Below are 13,887 nucleotides of genomic sequence, written 5' to 3'. Positions count from 1 at the left end.
GCAGGAGCCTCACCGAGGTTACGAGGCCAGCGATAGCGGTTTTTCTGATATTCCGCTATCGCGGCCTCGCAGTGCTCGTGCGCTCCTACAATCCGGGCTTGATGCACGACAGCTGCCGCAAGGCAGGATTACCTCAAGTTAGTCTTTACCAATTCAAACACCTCATCCCCACGCCCGCTTAATACCGCGCGCATCATGTACAGGCTGAAGCCTTTGGCCTGGGCCAGTTTGATTTTTGGCGGGATACCCAGCTCCTGTTTGGCGGTGACGACATCTACCAAGACCGGTCCGGGGTGATCGAATGCCTTGCGCAATGCTGCGGGCAACTCTTCGGCGCTTTCCACCCGAATACCCAGAATGCCTGCACCCAAGGCGATACCGGCGAAGTTGGTCTCATACAGATCAGTACCGTGGGGCACGTAGCCGCTGGCTTTCATCTCCATGTCCACGAAACCCAGCGAACTGTTATTGAAGACCACCATTTTGATCGGCAGGTCCAGCTGGCGCACGCTGAGCAAATCCCCCATCAGCATCGATAGCCCGCCATCGCCGCAGAGGGAAATCACCTGGCGATCCGGGTGCGCAGCTTTCGCCCCCAGCGCTTGAGGCATGGCGTTGGCCATGGAGCCGTGGTTGAACGACCCCAGCAGGCTGCGCTTACCGTTCATGTGCAGATAGCGCGAAGCCCACAGGGTTGGCGTGCCGACATCAACGCTGAAGATGGCGTCGTCATCGGCTTGCTCATCAATCAGACGGGTCAAATACTGCGGATGGATCGGGTTGCCGGGCGACGATGGTGTGGCCAGGTCGTCGAGCCCTTCGCGCGCCTTGGCGTAATGCTTGAGCGCCTTGTCGAGAAAGCGACGATCCTCATGGCGATCCAGTTTGGGCAGCAGCGCTGCGAGCGTTTCCTTCACGCCACCGGTCAGCCCCAACGCAATCGGCGTGCGTCGACCCAGAGCGGTAGGGTCAATGTCGATCTGGACGATTTTAGCGTCCGTCGGGTAGAAGTTCCGATAAGGAAAATTACTGCCCAGTATCACCAGTGTGTCGCAGGACAGCATCGCGTGATAACCAGAGCTAAAGCCGATCAACCCGGTCATCCCGACATCGAACGGATTGTCGTATTCGACGTACTGCTTGCCGCGCAAGGCATGCACCACCGGCGCTCCGAGGCGATCGGCCAATGCCACCATTTCGTCGTGGGCGCCGGCGCAACCCGCGCCGCAGAGCAATGTGATCGCCTTGGATTCATTGAGGATATCGGCCAGTTGCTGAATGTCTGGCTCGCTTGGGGTGACCGTCGGTGGCGCAGTAGCGACCCACTTGGCCAGTGCGTCCGGGGCATCGCTCAGTGCGACGTCCCCCGGTAAAACGATGACGGCAACGCCACGCTGACCAATCGCTGCGCGCATGGCACGTTCAAGCACTCGAGGAAACTGTTCAGGCGTGCTGACCAGTTCGACGAAGTGACTGCACTCCTTGAACAGCTCTTGAGGATGGGTTTCCTGAAAATAGCCCAGGCCTACTTCAGAAGAAGGGATATGCGCGGCAATCGCCAATACCGGGACCTGATTGCGATGGCAGTCGTAAAGGCCATTGATCAAGTGTAGGTTACCCGGCCCGCAGCTACCCGCACAGACCGCAAGTTTGCCAGTGCTTGCCGCTTCAGCACCGGCGGCGAAGGCTGCAACTTCCTCGTGGCGAGTGTGCATCCACCGGATCGAGTCGATTCTTTCCAGGCTATCGGTCAGGCCATTGAGGCTGTCGCCGCTCACCCCCCAGATACGATCGACGCCAGCACTGGCGAGGGTTTGAGCGAGGTGATCGGCAATGGTTTTGGACATGCTGGTTTCCTTGTCGAGACAGGTGGAAAACGTAGCCAGTGGCTTGGCACGCATCAATGATCGACCGGCTGTGTGGCTCACAGTTCAGCCTGTGATCTGACACAGGTCGATCAGTGAAACGCAGATTCCATGTAGAGCCTTCGCTCCGACACAATCATCATTGCCTGAAAACACCAGCCTGAAACCTATACATGTGGTTCACCAGGTTTAGACCGACCGCTTTCGCGGGCCAATCGGATTGCCGCCCACTCGCGTCAACAGCCAATCACCCACCTGCGGGAGATTTTATGTTTGCCTGCAAGCTTGCTCGTGTGCCTTCGACCTTAGGACCGGCGGGGCGTACGCAATTGCACGGTCTATGTGGGAGCTGAGCTCGCTCGCGATGAGAGCAACGCAGTGATCCGATAGATAGCGTCCAGCCTTATCGCGAGCAAGCTAGGCTCCCACGTAAAACCGCAATACCTAGACGTGCGGCTCAACCGGTTTGGCGGGTGCCGCATATTGCGGTTTGAGCTTGCCGTCTTTGTCCAGCAGCCAGGCATCAAGAATTTCCCTGACGACGGGACCTGCGACACGGCCGCCCGCCTCGCCGTTCTCGATCATGACCGCCACTACGATCTTGGGATGATCGGCCGGGGCAAAGCCGACGAACAAGGCGTTATCACGGTGGCGTTCGAGGGTTTTGGCACGGTCGTAACGCTCACCCTGCTTGATCGCCACCACCTGTGCCGTGCCGCTTTTACCCGCGATACGGTACTGCGCGCCCTGCGCCGCCGCACGGGCGATGCCGCGCGGATCGTGCATGACCATCTGCATGCCGATGTTGACCTGATTCCACTCGTTGGGATCATGCAGCACGATATTCGGCATCGGATGCTCGTCCACCGGAGCGCTGCCGCCGACCTCCATGGCCAGATGCGGTCGCACCCACACGCCTTTGTTGGCGATCAATGAAGTGGCTTGAGCCAATTGCAACGGCGTGACCTGCATGTAGCCCTGGCCGATCCCCAGAATCACGGTTTCCCCCGGAAACCATGCCTGCCGACGCGTTGCACGCTTCCACTGACGCGACGGCATCAACCCCGCCGACTCTTCGAACATGTCCAGCGAGACCTTCTGGCCCAGTCCGAACATGCTCATGTAGTCGTACATGCGGTCGATGCCCAGCTTGTGTGCCAAGGTATAAAAGTACGTGTCGTTGGAACGCATGATCGCTGCGTCCATATCCACCCAGCCATCGCCGCTGTGGTTCCAGTTGCGGTATTTGTGATCAAAATCCGGCAGCTGGAAATAACCCGGATCGAAGACTTTGGTCGAGGCGTTCACGACACCGCTGTCGAGACCGGCAATTGCCACTTCGGGTTTGATGGTCGAGCCCGGCGCATAAAGACCACGCAGAACCCGGTTGAACAATGGACGGTCGATGGAATCACGCAGCGCTGCGTACTCCTTGAAGCTGATCCCGGTCACAAACAGGTTGGGATCGAAGCTCGGTTTGCTGACCATCGCCAGCACCTGACCGGTCGCAGGGTCGAGCGCCACCACAGAACCACGTCGATCACCCAGTGCAGCTTCGGCAGCTTCCTGCAAATGGATATCCAGGCTCAGGGTGATGTTCTTGCCGGGTGTCGGGTCGGTGTGTTTGAGCACTCGCAGCACACGCCCCTGGGCGTTGGTCTCGACTTCTTCGTAACCGACCTTGCCATGCAACTCCGACTCGTAGAAACGCTCGATACCGGTCTTGCCGATGGATTGAGTGCCGCGGTACTCAACGGAGTCCAGCTGCTTGGCTTCCTTCTCGTTGATCCGTCCTACGTAACCAATGGAGTGGGCAAAGTGCGCGCCCAACGGGTAATGCCGGACGAATTGCGGTTCGACGTCGATGCCCGGCAACAGGTACTGATTCACCGCCAGCACCGCGATCTGCTCTTCGGTCAGCTCGTACAACAATGTCACGGGTTCAAACGGGTGGCGCACTTGCTTGAGGTCTTTATCGAAGAGAATGCGCTCCTCCTCGGGCAGCTTGAGCAACACCATGACTTCGTCGATGACCTTGTGCCAATCCCCCGCCCGCTCGCGAGTCAGCGTCATGTTGTAACTGGGCCGGTTATCCGCCAGCACCACACCATTACGGTCGTAAATCAGGCCGCGCTCAGGTGCGATTGGCAGCACGTGCACACGGTTATTTTCAGAAATAGTCGAGTGATAGGCGAACTCGGTGACTTGCAGGAAATACATCCGCGCAACAAGGCACGCGCTCAGGATGGCCACGAGCAATGCGCAGGCAATCAACCGCTTGTTGACCAACCGTGCATCTTTCTCGTGATCCTTCAAAGGAATTGGATCGGGCATTTCTACAGCTTCTCGGTAGATGGCTAATACAGACGCTGGTCGCACAGCAAAAATATGTGAGGAGATGTTTCCACACGCGACAGGGTGCGCACGATACCAAGAAGTGCCTGTTCAGTGAGGATTTGTCTCGCCTGATCAGCGTGAACGGTAGGCAACAGCAGGGGATTATTACTTTGAGCGTAACAGTCCATTGTGAAATGAGTGCGGCGCAACGTTTGGCAACATATCTATCATGGCGGACGTGCGGAAAAGATGATCTCGGAAACTGGCTGTTGCCTGCTCAGCATGCGCTACGTCCATGCGGCGTTGCCAGAGACCTAATGTCACACCCTCACGTGAGCTTTCATTTGTCCCTCCACCGGACAAACACCGTGTATTGACCGCGATACGTCAGCTACTGATGGGACCCGCTCCTGTCGTAAGCGTTCGCAGGAGCCCTGAATGCCTGACCTACCCCCCAAAGGCCTGACCCGCCGCCAACTTCTCGTGTCTTCCGCTACCACCCTGGCTGCCGGTGCCGCTGCCAGCGCAAAGGCCGCCACTCTGACCGGCGTACCGCAATGGGTGCCTTTTGACCACAACGGTCCGATGCACTACGAAACCCCCGGCTGGCAATTTTTCACCGCCGACGAAGCCCGGGAAGTCGAAGCCATTGTCGAGCGCCTGATCCCGGCTGACGACCTGAGCGTCAGCGGTAAAGACGCCGGTTGCGCCGTGTTCATTGACCGCCAACTGGCGGGCGAATACGGGACCTTCGATCGCCTGTACATGCAGGGCCCTTTTGAAAAAGGCACTCCGATGCAGGGCGATCAATCGCCATTGGTGCCCCGTGAGCGTTATCGGCTGGGCCTTGCTGCCCTGACCCGGTACTGCCAGAAGCAGTTTCAGAAAACCTTCAGCGCCCTCAACGGTGAAGAACGGGACAAGGTTTTGACCGGCCTGGAGAAAGGCACCATCGAGCTGGAGGACATCGACGCGAAACTGTTCTTCCAGCAGGTGCTGGGCAATACCATGGAAGGCTTCTTTGCTGACCCGGTCTATGGCGGCAACCGCGACATGGTGTCGTGGAAAATGATCGGCTTCCCCGGTGCCCGCTATGACTACCGCGACTATATCGGGCGGCACAACCAGAAGCTCGACCTCATACCGATTTCCATCATCGGCAACGCCGCCTGGCAGAAGAAGGGTTAATCGTCATGGCTAGAAAACTACCTTCCACCGACGTGGTGGTTGTCGGACTCGGCTGGGCCGGATCCATCATTGCCAACGAATTGGCCGATGAAGGATTGAACGTGATGGGCTTCGAACGCGGCCCGTGGCGTGACACCGCTGCCGACTTCAACATCGCTTCGGCCACTGACGAATTGCGCTATGCGCGCCGTCAGGATCTGATGCTGCGCACCAGGCAGAACACTTGCACCATTCGCAACAACGTGACGGAAACAGCCTTGCCCATGCGCAGCTGGGGTTCTTTTCACCCCGGCAATGGCACCGGCGGCGCGGGCAACCACTGGGCCGGCATTGCCTTTCGCTTTCAGCCTGAAGAATTCCGCCTGCACAGCCACCTGACCGAGCGTTACGGTAAAGAGCTGCCCGCCGAATTGACCCTGCAGGACTGGGGCACGGACTGGGAAGAGATGGAGCCGTTCTACACCAAGTTTGATCGCTTGGCCGGCGTGTCTGGCAAGGCAGGCAACATCAAGGGTGTGATTCAGGAAGGCGGTAACACGTTCGAAGGTGCGCGCTCTGAAGAATATCCGAATCCGCCTACCGAGCAGACCTACGCGCCAACGCTGTTTGCCGAGGCCGCCCGAAACCTCGGCTATAAGCCCTTCCCGGTGCCGTCGGCGCTGGTTTCCCGGGCTTACACCAACTCGCTGGGCGTGACCATGGGTGCCTGCACTTTCTGTGGTTTCTGCACCAACTACGGTTGTGCCAACTACTCCAAGGCCAGCGCTATCACCACGATACTGCCGGTCCTGATTCGCAAGCCGAACTTCACCGCCAAGACCAATTGTGAAGTGTTACGCGTGACCATGGACAGCACTGGCAAGCGCGCCACCGGGATCATCTTTGTCGATGCCAATGGCGAAGAGTTCGAGCAACCTGCCGAGCTGGTGGTGATCAGCGCGTTCATCTTTGAAAACGTACGCCTGATGCTGCTATCCGGAGTCGGCAAGCCTTACGACCCGGTGACCAATACCGGCACCACGGGCCGTAATTACGCTTACCAGACCGCCAACAACGTGCGTCTGTTCTTCGATGACAAGAACTTCAACCCATTCATCGGCGGCGGTGCCATTGGCATGGGCATCGACGAATTCAACAACGACAACTTCGACCACTCCGGTCTGGGTTTCGTCGGCGGCGGCAGCACTCGGGTCACCCCTATCGGCGCAGCGCCTATCGAATCGCGCCCGGTGCCACCCGGCACGCCAACCTGGGGCTCGCAATGGAAGCAGGCGACCGTCAAGAACTACGCCAACAGCATGTCCATCGGATGTGAAGCCAGCAGCTACTCGATCCGCGGCAACTACCTGTCGCTGGACCCGACCTACAAGGACCCACTGGGGCGACCATTGCTGCGGATCACCTTCGACTTCCCGGAAAACGATCGCAAGATGGCTGCCTATGTGACGGGCAAGGTCCACGAAATCGCCAAGAGCATGAACCCGATTCAAATGGTCGACAGCGCCCAGACCGGGCACTGGAACAGCGCGCCGTATCAGTCCTCGCACATCGTTGGCGGCTTCATCATGGGCGCGGACCCAAAGACCAGCTCGGTGAACAAATACCTGCAGGTCTGGGATGTACCGAATCTGTTTGTGGTCGGCTCCTCGGCCTTCCCGCAGAACCCTGGCTATAACCCTACCGGCACTGTCGCAGCATTGGCTTTCAAGGCAGCCGATGCGATTCGCACCCGATACCTGAAGCGCCCTGGGGAGATGATCCCGGTATGAAAACTCTTCTCTCTGTCTGTGTCGGCGTACTGGGGCTGACCCTCAACGTCGCGCACGCCGGTACAGGTGCCGACTCGTACAATCTGGTGGAAAAGGGCCGCTACCTGACCACGCTCGGTGACTGCACCGCGTGCCATACCCTGCCCGGCAAACCGGCCTTCTCCGGCGGCGTAGTGCTGGATACACCTTTCGGCAAACTGCTGGGGGCGAATATCACGCCTGACCCCGTCACGGGGATTGGCCGCTGGACGTTCGAAGACTTCCAGAACGCTATGTCCAAAGGCCACGGCCTGGACGGCAAACGTTTGTACGGCGCCATGCCGTACACCGCTTACACCAAAGTCACGCGTCAGGATAATCAGGCGATCTGGGCCTACCTGCAAACGCTGGATGCGGTGGACAACAAGGTTGAAACCAATCAGTTGCCCTTCCCGTTCAATGTACGCACCAGCCTGCTGGCGTGGAACCTGATGAACTTCAAGGAAGGCGAATTCAAGGCCAATCCGCAGAAGTCCGAACAGTGGAATCGCGGCGCTTATCTGGTCGAAGGCCTTGGGCATTGCGGCACATGCCACACCCCTAAAGGCCTGACGGGGGGCGACAAGAATGACCAGTTTCTGACCGGTGCCAACCTGCAGAACTGGGTCGCACCGAACATCACTGGCGACGCCCACAGCGGTATTGGCAACTGGACCGAGGACGACATCGTCAAGTACCTGAAGACCGGTGCCAACCGTTTCGACATTGCCTCCGGGCCGATGGCTGAAGAAGTCGAGCACTCCTCGCAACACTGGAAGGATGCGGATCTCATGGCCGTGGCGGTGTACCTCAAGGATGGCGCGAAACCGGCTGCGCCGCCCAAAGCGGTGGATGCGAAAGATCCCGCCATGGTTGCAGGCAAGATGGTTTATGCAGATCGCTGCTCAGCCTGTCATGTGGGCAATGGTGAAGGCACAGAGAACCTGTTCCCGAAACTGGCGATGGCCCCGCTGATCAACAGCAGCGACCCGTCGTCGTTGATCCGCGTGGTGCTGGCAGGCAGTCGCGCCGGGGCCACCGATGCAGCGCCGACCGCACCGGCCATGCCGGCACTCGGCTGGGCGCTGTCCGATGACAACGTCGCCAACGTGCTGACCTACGTGCGTAACAGCTGGGGCAACGCGGCTCCTGCGGTGTCCAGTGCGGACGTGAAAGCCGTGCGCGAGGCCCTGCAGCCGAAGTAAACGATTCACCTCCCCTTTGCCCGGCTTCGTCATGTCGCCGGGCATTTTTTTGCTCGGGTGAAACAGGCTCCAGAGATGGCTTGAAACCTGTGAGGGATTCTATGTTGGCCTGCAACCCCCCAGCGGTCCTATGGAACAGCGCGGTCTATGTGGGAGCAGAGCTTGGTCTTACAAGTTACTGCCACATCAAACAGCACTCAGATCAACCTGGCTAAATCCATCTCTTCGCGCGCCTGCATGATCCGCGGCAAATTGTGCTCGATCCAGTTGGTCAGGTTCTCGACCTGCAAAGCGACTTCTTCTCCCAGTGGCGTCAGGCGATACTCCACATGGGGCGGCACCACCGGCAGCGACTTGCGGTCGATAAAGCCGTCAGCCTCCAGATGCTGCAGGGTCTGCGAGAGCATTTTCTCGCTTACACCGCCGATCTTGCGGCGCAGCTCGCTAAAGCGGTGCATACCGCTGCGCAGTACTACCAGCACCAATACACCCCAGCGACTGCACACATGATTGAGCACCAGCCGCGACGGACAATCCGCCGCCATCACCTCGCCCACCCGCGCGTCGATTACTGCTGCGAGCAATGAACTGCTGTGCTGCTCTGATCCATTCATGACACTTACCTTTTTGTACGTACTTACGAAAGGTTAGCATCATGTTTATGCTCTGGCTTCCCTTAAATACATCCAAGGAACCAAGCATGTACGTCATTACTGGAGCCACCGGCCAACTCGGCCGTCTTGTTATTGAAAAGCTGCTTGCTACCGTGCCCGCCGGGCAAGTCATCGCCGCCGTGCGCAGCCCCGAAAAAGCCGCCGACCTCGCCGCGCTGGGCGTGCAGGTACGTCACGCCGACTACTCCCAAGCCTCTACCCTGGACAGCGCGTTCAAAGGTGCGGAAAAAATTCTGCTGATTTCGTCCAGTGAAATTGGCCAACGTGCCGCGCAGCATCAGGCCGTGATCGACGCGGCCAAACGCGCTAACGTCAAACTGCTCGCGTACACCAGTGTCCTGCATGCTGACACTTCGCTGTTGGGTCTGGCGGAAGAACACCGCCAGACTGAAGCAGCGCTGCAAAGATCCGGCGTGCCGTTCGTTCTGCTACGCAATGGCTGGTACACAGAGAATTACACCGCTGGTGTCCCTGCTGCGCTGGAACATGGCGCAGTGTTCGGCAGTGCCGCCGAGGGCCGTATCAGCTCGGCAGCCCGTGCTGATTATGCGGATGCAGCCGTGGCGGTGCTGACCTCGACTGAAGATCAGGCTGGTCGGGTGCATGAGCTGGCAGGTGATGACGCTTACACCCTGAGCGTCTTTGCCGCCGAGATATCGAAGCAGACCGGCAAAACCGTGCCGTATACCGATTTGCCGCAGGCTGATTTCAAAGCTGCGCTGATGCAGGCAGGCCTGCCGGACTTCGTCGCAGAGCTGCTGTCAGACTCGGATGCAGCCGCCGCCAAGGGCGCGTTGTTCGACGACAGCCGCCAATTGAGCGCCTTGATCGGACGCCCTACTACGCCGCTTGCCATTACTGTCGCCCAAGCGCTGAAGCGCTGACGACATCGGTGCTCGCTCTGCCTCGTCAGGGCGAGTACTGGTTCACGGATCGGATGCGCCGGGTTGATTTAAACCGAATGATTTTTTCCCGCAGCTGTCCTAGAGCTACGAACAGAGCATTACGCACTGAGCCCTAGGAGCTGTATATGAAGAGCAAATCACTCGTCGCTTGCCTGGCAATTCTTGGCTGCGTTTCTTTGACCAGCCTGTCAGTGCAGGCCGCCGATGCCCCAGAGCCGACCATTGAAAAATCCAAGGACAACATGCATGAGCTGGAACTGGGTTCCCGTGCACCTGAGAAATTCCGCCGTCCTGAAGAAGGCCTGAAGGACTGGAGCAAACGTGGGCTGAAAGAGCCGGCCAAAGAATCTCAGTGGGTGCAGATCCACGACAAATACGTGCAGGTACAGCTCACCAACGGGCAGATCACTGAAATCGTGCCGGTGAAGAAGTAAAAGTATTGGCGTTGTAGGTCAAACCCCGATGTCTTGCGGTAGACATTGAACGCTGTAGGAGTGAGCTTGCTCGCGATACGTTTTTTCAGTCGGTAAATAATCGCCTGACCTGACGTTATCGCGAGCAAACACAGACCCTGCAGGACCGGGTTAAATCCGCAGGATTGCAGCTTCTTTTAATGGAAGCTGCCGTTTGATTTAAAGAAAAATCCCTCCCGACGCTTCGATGCGCTGCCCATTGATCCACTTCCCGCCATCCCCCAGCAACATGCTGATCGCCGAACCGATATCGTCTGCTTCGCCAACCCGGCCCAACGCGGTGCTGGAGGCGATCATTTTGTTGACCTCTGGATTATCCCGAACAGTGCCGCCGCCAAAGTCAGTTGCAATAGCGCCAGGGGCCAGCACGTTGACGTTAATACCCCGTGGCCCGAGTTCTTGCGCCAGATAGCGGGTCCAGACTTCAATTGCGCCTTTCATGGACGCATAGGCTGCGTAACCGACCATACTGAAGCGCGCCAGGCCGCTGGACAGGTTGATGATCCGGCCTCCATCAGCAATCAGTGGCAGCAGTTTCTGGGTCAGGAAAAACGGCCCTTTGAAATGTATGTTCACCAGTTGGTCAAACTGCGTTTCGGTGGTTTCGGCGATGCTGTTATAGATGCCGGTACCCGCGTTGTTGACCAGAAAATCGAAGTGTTCAGCACCATATACGTCTTTCAGTACCCCTCGCAGCTGGTCAGCGAATGCATCAAAGCTGTCGCTGCGGCCTACGTCCAGTTGCAGCATATGCGCCTTGCCACCCAGCGCCTGGATTTCTGCCACCACGGCCTCGGCGTCTGCCTGACGACTTTGATAGGTACCGATGATGTCCACGCCTTGCGCCGCAAGGTTCAATGCAGTGCTTTTACCCAGGCCACGGCTGGCGCCAGTGATGATCGCGATTTTTCTGCTCATGATGATGCCCTTCGTTTGGTGAGTTCAGCTTTAGGTGTGCAGCGATTGAGGAAAAGTCTATTGTTCGCTTACAGACCGATAAACCCTGCCAAACCGAAATTAGTGGTCGGTAAAAACGAACAATAAAGGCCATACCGTGAACAAACTGGAACTGTTGCGCTCGTTCGTCCGCGTTACCGAATTGTCGAGTTTCACTCAGGCCAGTGAAGCCTTGAGTCTGCCGCGCTCCACGGTGTCCGAACATGTGCAGGCGCTGGAGGAACTGCTCGGTACCCGCTTGCTGCTGCGCACCACGCGCAAAGTGCAGGCCACACCGGACGGCGTGGTGTTATATGAGCGTAGTAAAGATATGCTGGCGCAAATGGACGAGCTGGAAAGTCTGTTTCGAAGCGACGCGATGCTCAGTGGTCGTCTGCGAGTCGACATGCCCACCGCCATGGCGCACAACATCGTCCTGCCGCGCCTGAGCGAGTTCCTCGCCGAACATCCCGGCATCGATCTGGAAATCAGCAGCACTGACCGCCGCGTGGATCTCATCCGGGAAGGCTTTGACTGCGTACTGCGAGTCGGTGATTTACCGGACACTACGTTGGTTGCTCGCCACCTGGGCGACTTGTCGATGGTCAATTGTGTCGGCGCCGGTTACGCCAGCGAACATGGCGTGCCACAAACCCTCGCCGACCTGCAGCAACACCGGATGATCCATTACGTGATGTCGTTCGGTGCCAATACGGCGTTCTTTGAATATCAGGAACAGGGCAAATCCCGCACCGTAGCCATGCCCCGCAGCATTACCGTCAATAATGTTCAGGCCTATGAGGCGGCCTGTCTGGGTAACCTCGGGATCATCCAGTCGCCACGTATGGGAATGCGCAAACACTTGCTCAGCGGCCATCTGGTGGAGATCCTTCCGGATCATCGTCCGCTGCCCATGAAAATTTCTCTGTTGTACGCGCATCGTCGACATTTACCAGAACGTTGCAGGGTGTTCATGGACTGGCTGCAGAAGCTGATTGCCGAATACAACGCGCCCTGAAAGAATCGGCGCCCCTTCAACGCCGCGTGTCGCGGTCGCCCCGGAGCACGCGATGGAACTGCACATTGTCATCAAAGGCCGCAAAGATCTGGCGAATCAGCTCTACGAGCAATTACGTGACAGCATCGAATCCGGGCGGCTTGCTGCCGGTGTGCAGTTACCGCCCAGCCGTTTGCTGGCGGCGCAACTGGGTCTGTCGCGCAAAACCATCTCCGACACTTATTCACGTCTGACCTACGAAAACCTGCTGGTCGGCAAGATTGGCAGCGGTACCTTCGTCAACAACTTGCCTACGGCGCAATCGCGCAAGCAGGAAGCCTGTGATCTGGCCAGTGCCGCCGTTCTGGAAAGGTGGCAAAACCTCGAATTGGGTTTGCGTCACCCCACGCGTGAAGAAACCCGACGCGGCGATTTTATTGGCGGCGCGATCAGCCATAACCACTTCCCCGCCGAGCAATGGCGACGCTGCGTGCAGCATGCCTTGCGGCAGTTGGCCAAAACACCCGGCCTCTACAGTCAACCGCAAGGGCTGGAGATTCTGCGCAAGGCCATAGCCGGGCATATCGCCTTCGCCCGCGGTGTGCGCTGTGTCGCGGATGACATTGTTGTGTGCAATGGTGCGCAACAGGCACTGGACCTTATTTCACGGGTTCTGACCGAACCCGGCTGCTGTATTGCCATGGAAGAGCCAGGCTATAGACCGGCGCGTCTACTATTCTCGGCGCAAGGCGCGAAGGTAGTGGGCGTCCCCGTGGATGAAGACGGCATGCAGGTCGATGCGATTCCAGAGGACGCCCGGTTTATCTACGTCACGCCGTCGCATCAGATGCCGCTGGGCATGCCGATGAGCCTGGCGCGACGCCAGGCTTTGCTCGACAAGGCGCGGCGGATTGGCGCGATTATCATCGAAGACGATTACGACAGCGAATTCCGCTACGAAGGCCAGCCTACTGACTCACTGCAGAGCATGGACCGCCACGGCGTGGTCGCCTACGTCGGGACTTTTTCGAAAACCCTGCTGCCGGAACTGCGCCTGGGTTACGCGGTGCTGCCTGCTGCCATTTATGCAGCGGTCATCAGGGCGCGGCAACTGACCGACTGGCATACCAGTACGCTGAATCAGTGGGCGCTGGCCAAGTTCATCGACGACGGTTTACTGCAAAAGCATATTCGTCGCTGTCACGGGATCTATGCCGGGCGTCGGGAACGTATTCTCGCCCGCTTTACCACCGACCTCGCGCCATGGTTTGAAGTCATACCAGCCACGGCAGGCTTTCACATGGCGCTCTGGTGCAAGGTGCCACAGGATATCAATCACCTGATCCAGCAGGCTCGCCAACACCACGTAGGCATTTACTCCCTGGCGCCGTATTACCAGTCCACGCCTGACCGCGCCGGTATCTACCTGGGCTTTGGTGCCATTGAAACCCTGGACATCGACCCGGCGCTGGACCGGCTGCGGGACTTATTGCTGGCGGCTTGAGTGTTGGCAAGGATGC

At 58.3% G+C, this 13,887-nt stretch carries 11 protein-coding genes; 7 read left to right on the top strand and 4 right to left on the bottom strand.

The window, feature by feature from the left end; translation table 11 throughout:
* Positions 1–128: 128 nt before the first annotated feature.
* Complete coding sequence (gene poxB, locus ABRP31_RS12190) at positions 129–1,847, bottom strand: ubiquinone-dependent pyruvate dehydrogenase (protein WP_349970834.1); 1,719 nt, start codon at positions 1,845–1,847, stop codon at positions 129–131.
* Between the two features lie 462 nt (positions 1,848–2,309).
* The gene (gene mrdA / locus ABRP31_RS12185; RefSeq protein ID WP_087270229.1) at positions 2,310–4,199 is read right to left on the bottom strand and encodes a penicillin-binding protein 2; all 1,890 of its coding nucleotides are present in this window, start codon (positions 4,197–4,199) and stop codon (positions 2,310–2,312) included.
* 441 nt (positions 4,200–4,640) lie between these two features.
* Between mrdA and ABRP31_RS12180 the strand changes: the two genes are divergently transcribed.
* Genes ABRP31_RS12180 through ABRP31_RS12170 form a run of 3 tightly spaced genes read left to right on the top strand, consistent with a single transcriptional unit; the run spans position 4,641 to position 8,382 of the window.
* Positions 4,641–5,390, top strand: a complete 750-nt coding sequence (locus tag ABRP31_RS12180) for a gluconate 2-dehydrogenase subunit 3 family protein (RefSeq protein WP_087270225.1) — start codon at positions 4,641–4,643, stop codon at positions 5,388–5,390.
* Between the two features lie 5 nt (positions 5,391–5,395).
* Positions 5,396–7,159 (top strand): GMC family oxidoreductase, encoded by a 1,764-nt coding sequence (locus ABRP31_RS12175; protein ID WP_087270222.1) that lies wholly within the window; start codon positions 5,396–5,398, stop codon positions 7,157–7,159.
* On the top strand, positions 7,156–8,382 hold the full coding sequence (locus tag ABRP31_RS12170; protein ID WP_349970833.1) for a cytochrome c: 1,227 nt from the start codon (positions 7,156–7,158) through the stop codon (positions 8,380–8,382). The genes ABRP31_RS12175 and ABRP31_RS12170 overlap by 4 nt, the downstream gene beginning before the upstream one ends.
* 197 nt (positions 8,383–8,579) lie before the next feature.
* Here ABRP31_RS12170 and ABRP31_RS12165 read toward each other — a convergent pair whose 3' ends face one another.
* On the bottom strand, positions 8,580–8,996 hold the full coding sequence (locus ABRP31_RS12165; RefSeq protein ID WP_087270216.1) for a helix-turn-helix domain-containing protein: 417 nt from the start codon (positions 8,994–8,996) through the stop codon (positions 8,580–8,582).
* A gap of 86 nt (positions 8,997–9,082) precedes the next feature.
* Between ABRP31_RS12165 and ABRP31_RS12160 the strand changes: the two genes are divergently transcribed.
* Both ABRP31_RS12160 and ABRP31_RS12155 read left to right on the top strand, forming a co-directional pair.
* A complete protein-coding gene (locus ABRP31_RS12160; protein WP_349970832.1) occupies positions 9,083–9,940 on the top strand; it encodes an SDR family oxidoreductase in 858 nt (285 codons plus the stop codon).
* 146 nt (positions 9,941–10,086) lie between these two features.
* Entirely contained in the window at positions 10,087–10,395 is a 309-nt protein-coding gene (locus tag ABRP31_RS12155) for an RcnB family protein (protein WP_087270210.1), read from the top strand.
* 198 nt (positions 10,396–10,593) lie between these two features.
* Here the strand turns inward: ABRP31_RS12155 and ABRP31_RS12150 are convergent, their stop codons facing one another.
* A complete protein-coding gene (locus ABRP31_RS12150; protein WP_087270207.1) occupies positions 10,594–11,352 on the bottom strand; it encodes an SDR family NAD(P)-dependent oxidoreductase in 759 nt (252 codons plus the stop codon).
* A 136-nt stretch (positions 11,353–11,488) separates the two neighbouring features.
* Between ABRP31_RS12150 and ABRP31_RS12145 the strand changes: the two genes are divergently transcribed.
* On the top strand, positions 11,489–12,388 hold the full coding sequence (locus ABRP31_RS12145; RefSeq protein WP_349970831.1) for a LysR substrate-binding domain-containing protein: 900 nt from the start codon (positions 11,489–11,491) through the stop codon (positions 12,386–12,388).
* A 52-nt stretch (positions 12,389–12,440) separates the two neighbouring features.
* The gene (locus ABRP31_RS12140) at positions 12,441–13,871 is read left to right on the top strand and encodes a PLP-dependent aminotransferase family protein (RefSeq protein WP_349970830.1); all 1,431 of its coding nucleotides are present in this window, start codon (positions 12,441–12,443) and stop codon (positions 13,869–13,871) included.
* Positions 13,872–13,887 lie beyond the last annotated feature (16 nt).

It is taken from the genome of Pseudomonas caspiana (genome assembly GCF_040224095.2).
Lineage (GTDB): Bacteria > Pseudomonadota > Gammaproteobacteria > Pseudomonadales > Pseudomonadaceae > Aquipseudomonas > Aquipseudomonas caspiana.
This window is presented reverse-complemented; position numbering and strand designations above follow the sequence as displayed.

Bases quoted from the DNA above. Each gene is read 5' to 3' on its own strand.
- poxB (WP_349970834.1), bottom strand. From the start codon at position 1,847: ATGTCCAAAACCATTGCCGATCACCTCGCTCAAACCCTCGCCAGTGCT.
- mrdA (WP_087270229.1), bottom strand. From the start codon at position 4,199: ATGCCCGATCCAATTCCTTTGAAGGATCACGAGAAAGATGCACGGTTG.
- ABRP31_RS12180 (WP_087270225.1), top strand. From the start codon at position 4,641: ATGCCTGACCTACCCCCCAAAGGCCTGACCCGCCGCCAACTTCTCGTG.
- ABRP31_RS12175 (WP_087270222.1), top strand. From the start codon at position 5,396: ATGGCTAGAAAACTACCTTCCACCGACGTGGTGGTTGTCGGACTCGGC.
- ABRP31_RS12170 (WP_349970833.1), top strand. From the start codon at position 7,156: ATGAAAACTCTTCTCTCTGTCTGTGTCGGCGTACTGGGGCTGACCCTC.
- ABRP31_RS12165 (WP_087270216.1), bottom strand. From the start codon at position 8,996: ATGAATGGATCAGAGCAGCACAGCAGTTCATTGCTCGCAGCAGTAATC.
- ABRP31_RS12160 (WP_349970832.1), top strand. From the start codon at position 9,083: ATGTACGTCATTACTGGAGCCACCGGCCAACTCGGCCGTCTTGTTATT.
- ABRP31_RS12155 (WP_087270210.1), top strand. From the start codon at position 10,087: ATGAAGAGCAAATCACTCGTCGCTTGCCTGGCAATTCTTGGCTGCGTT.
- ABRP31_RS12150 (WP_087270207.1), bottom strand. From the start codon at position 11,352: ATGAGCAGAAAAATCGCGATCATCACTGGCGCCAGCCGTGGCCTGGGT.
- ABRP31_RS12140 (WP_349970830.1), top strand. From the start codon at position 12,441: ATGGAACTGCACATTGTCATCAAAGGCCGCAAAGATCTGGCGAATCAG.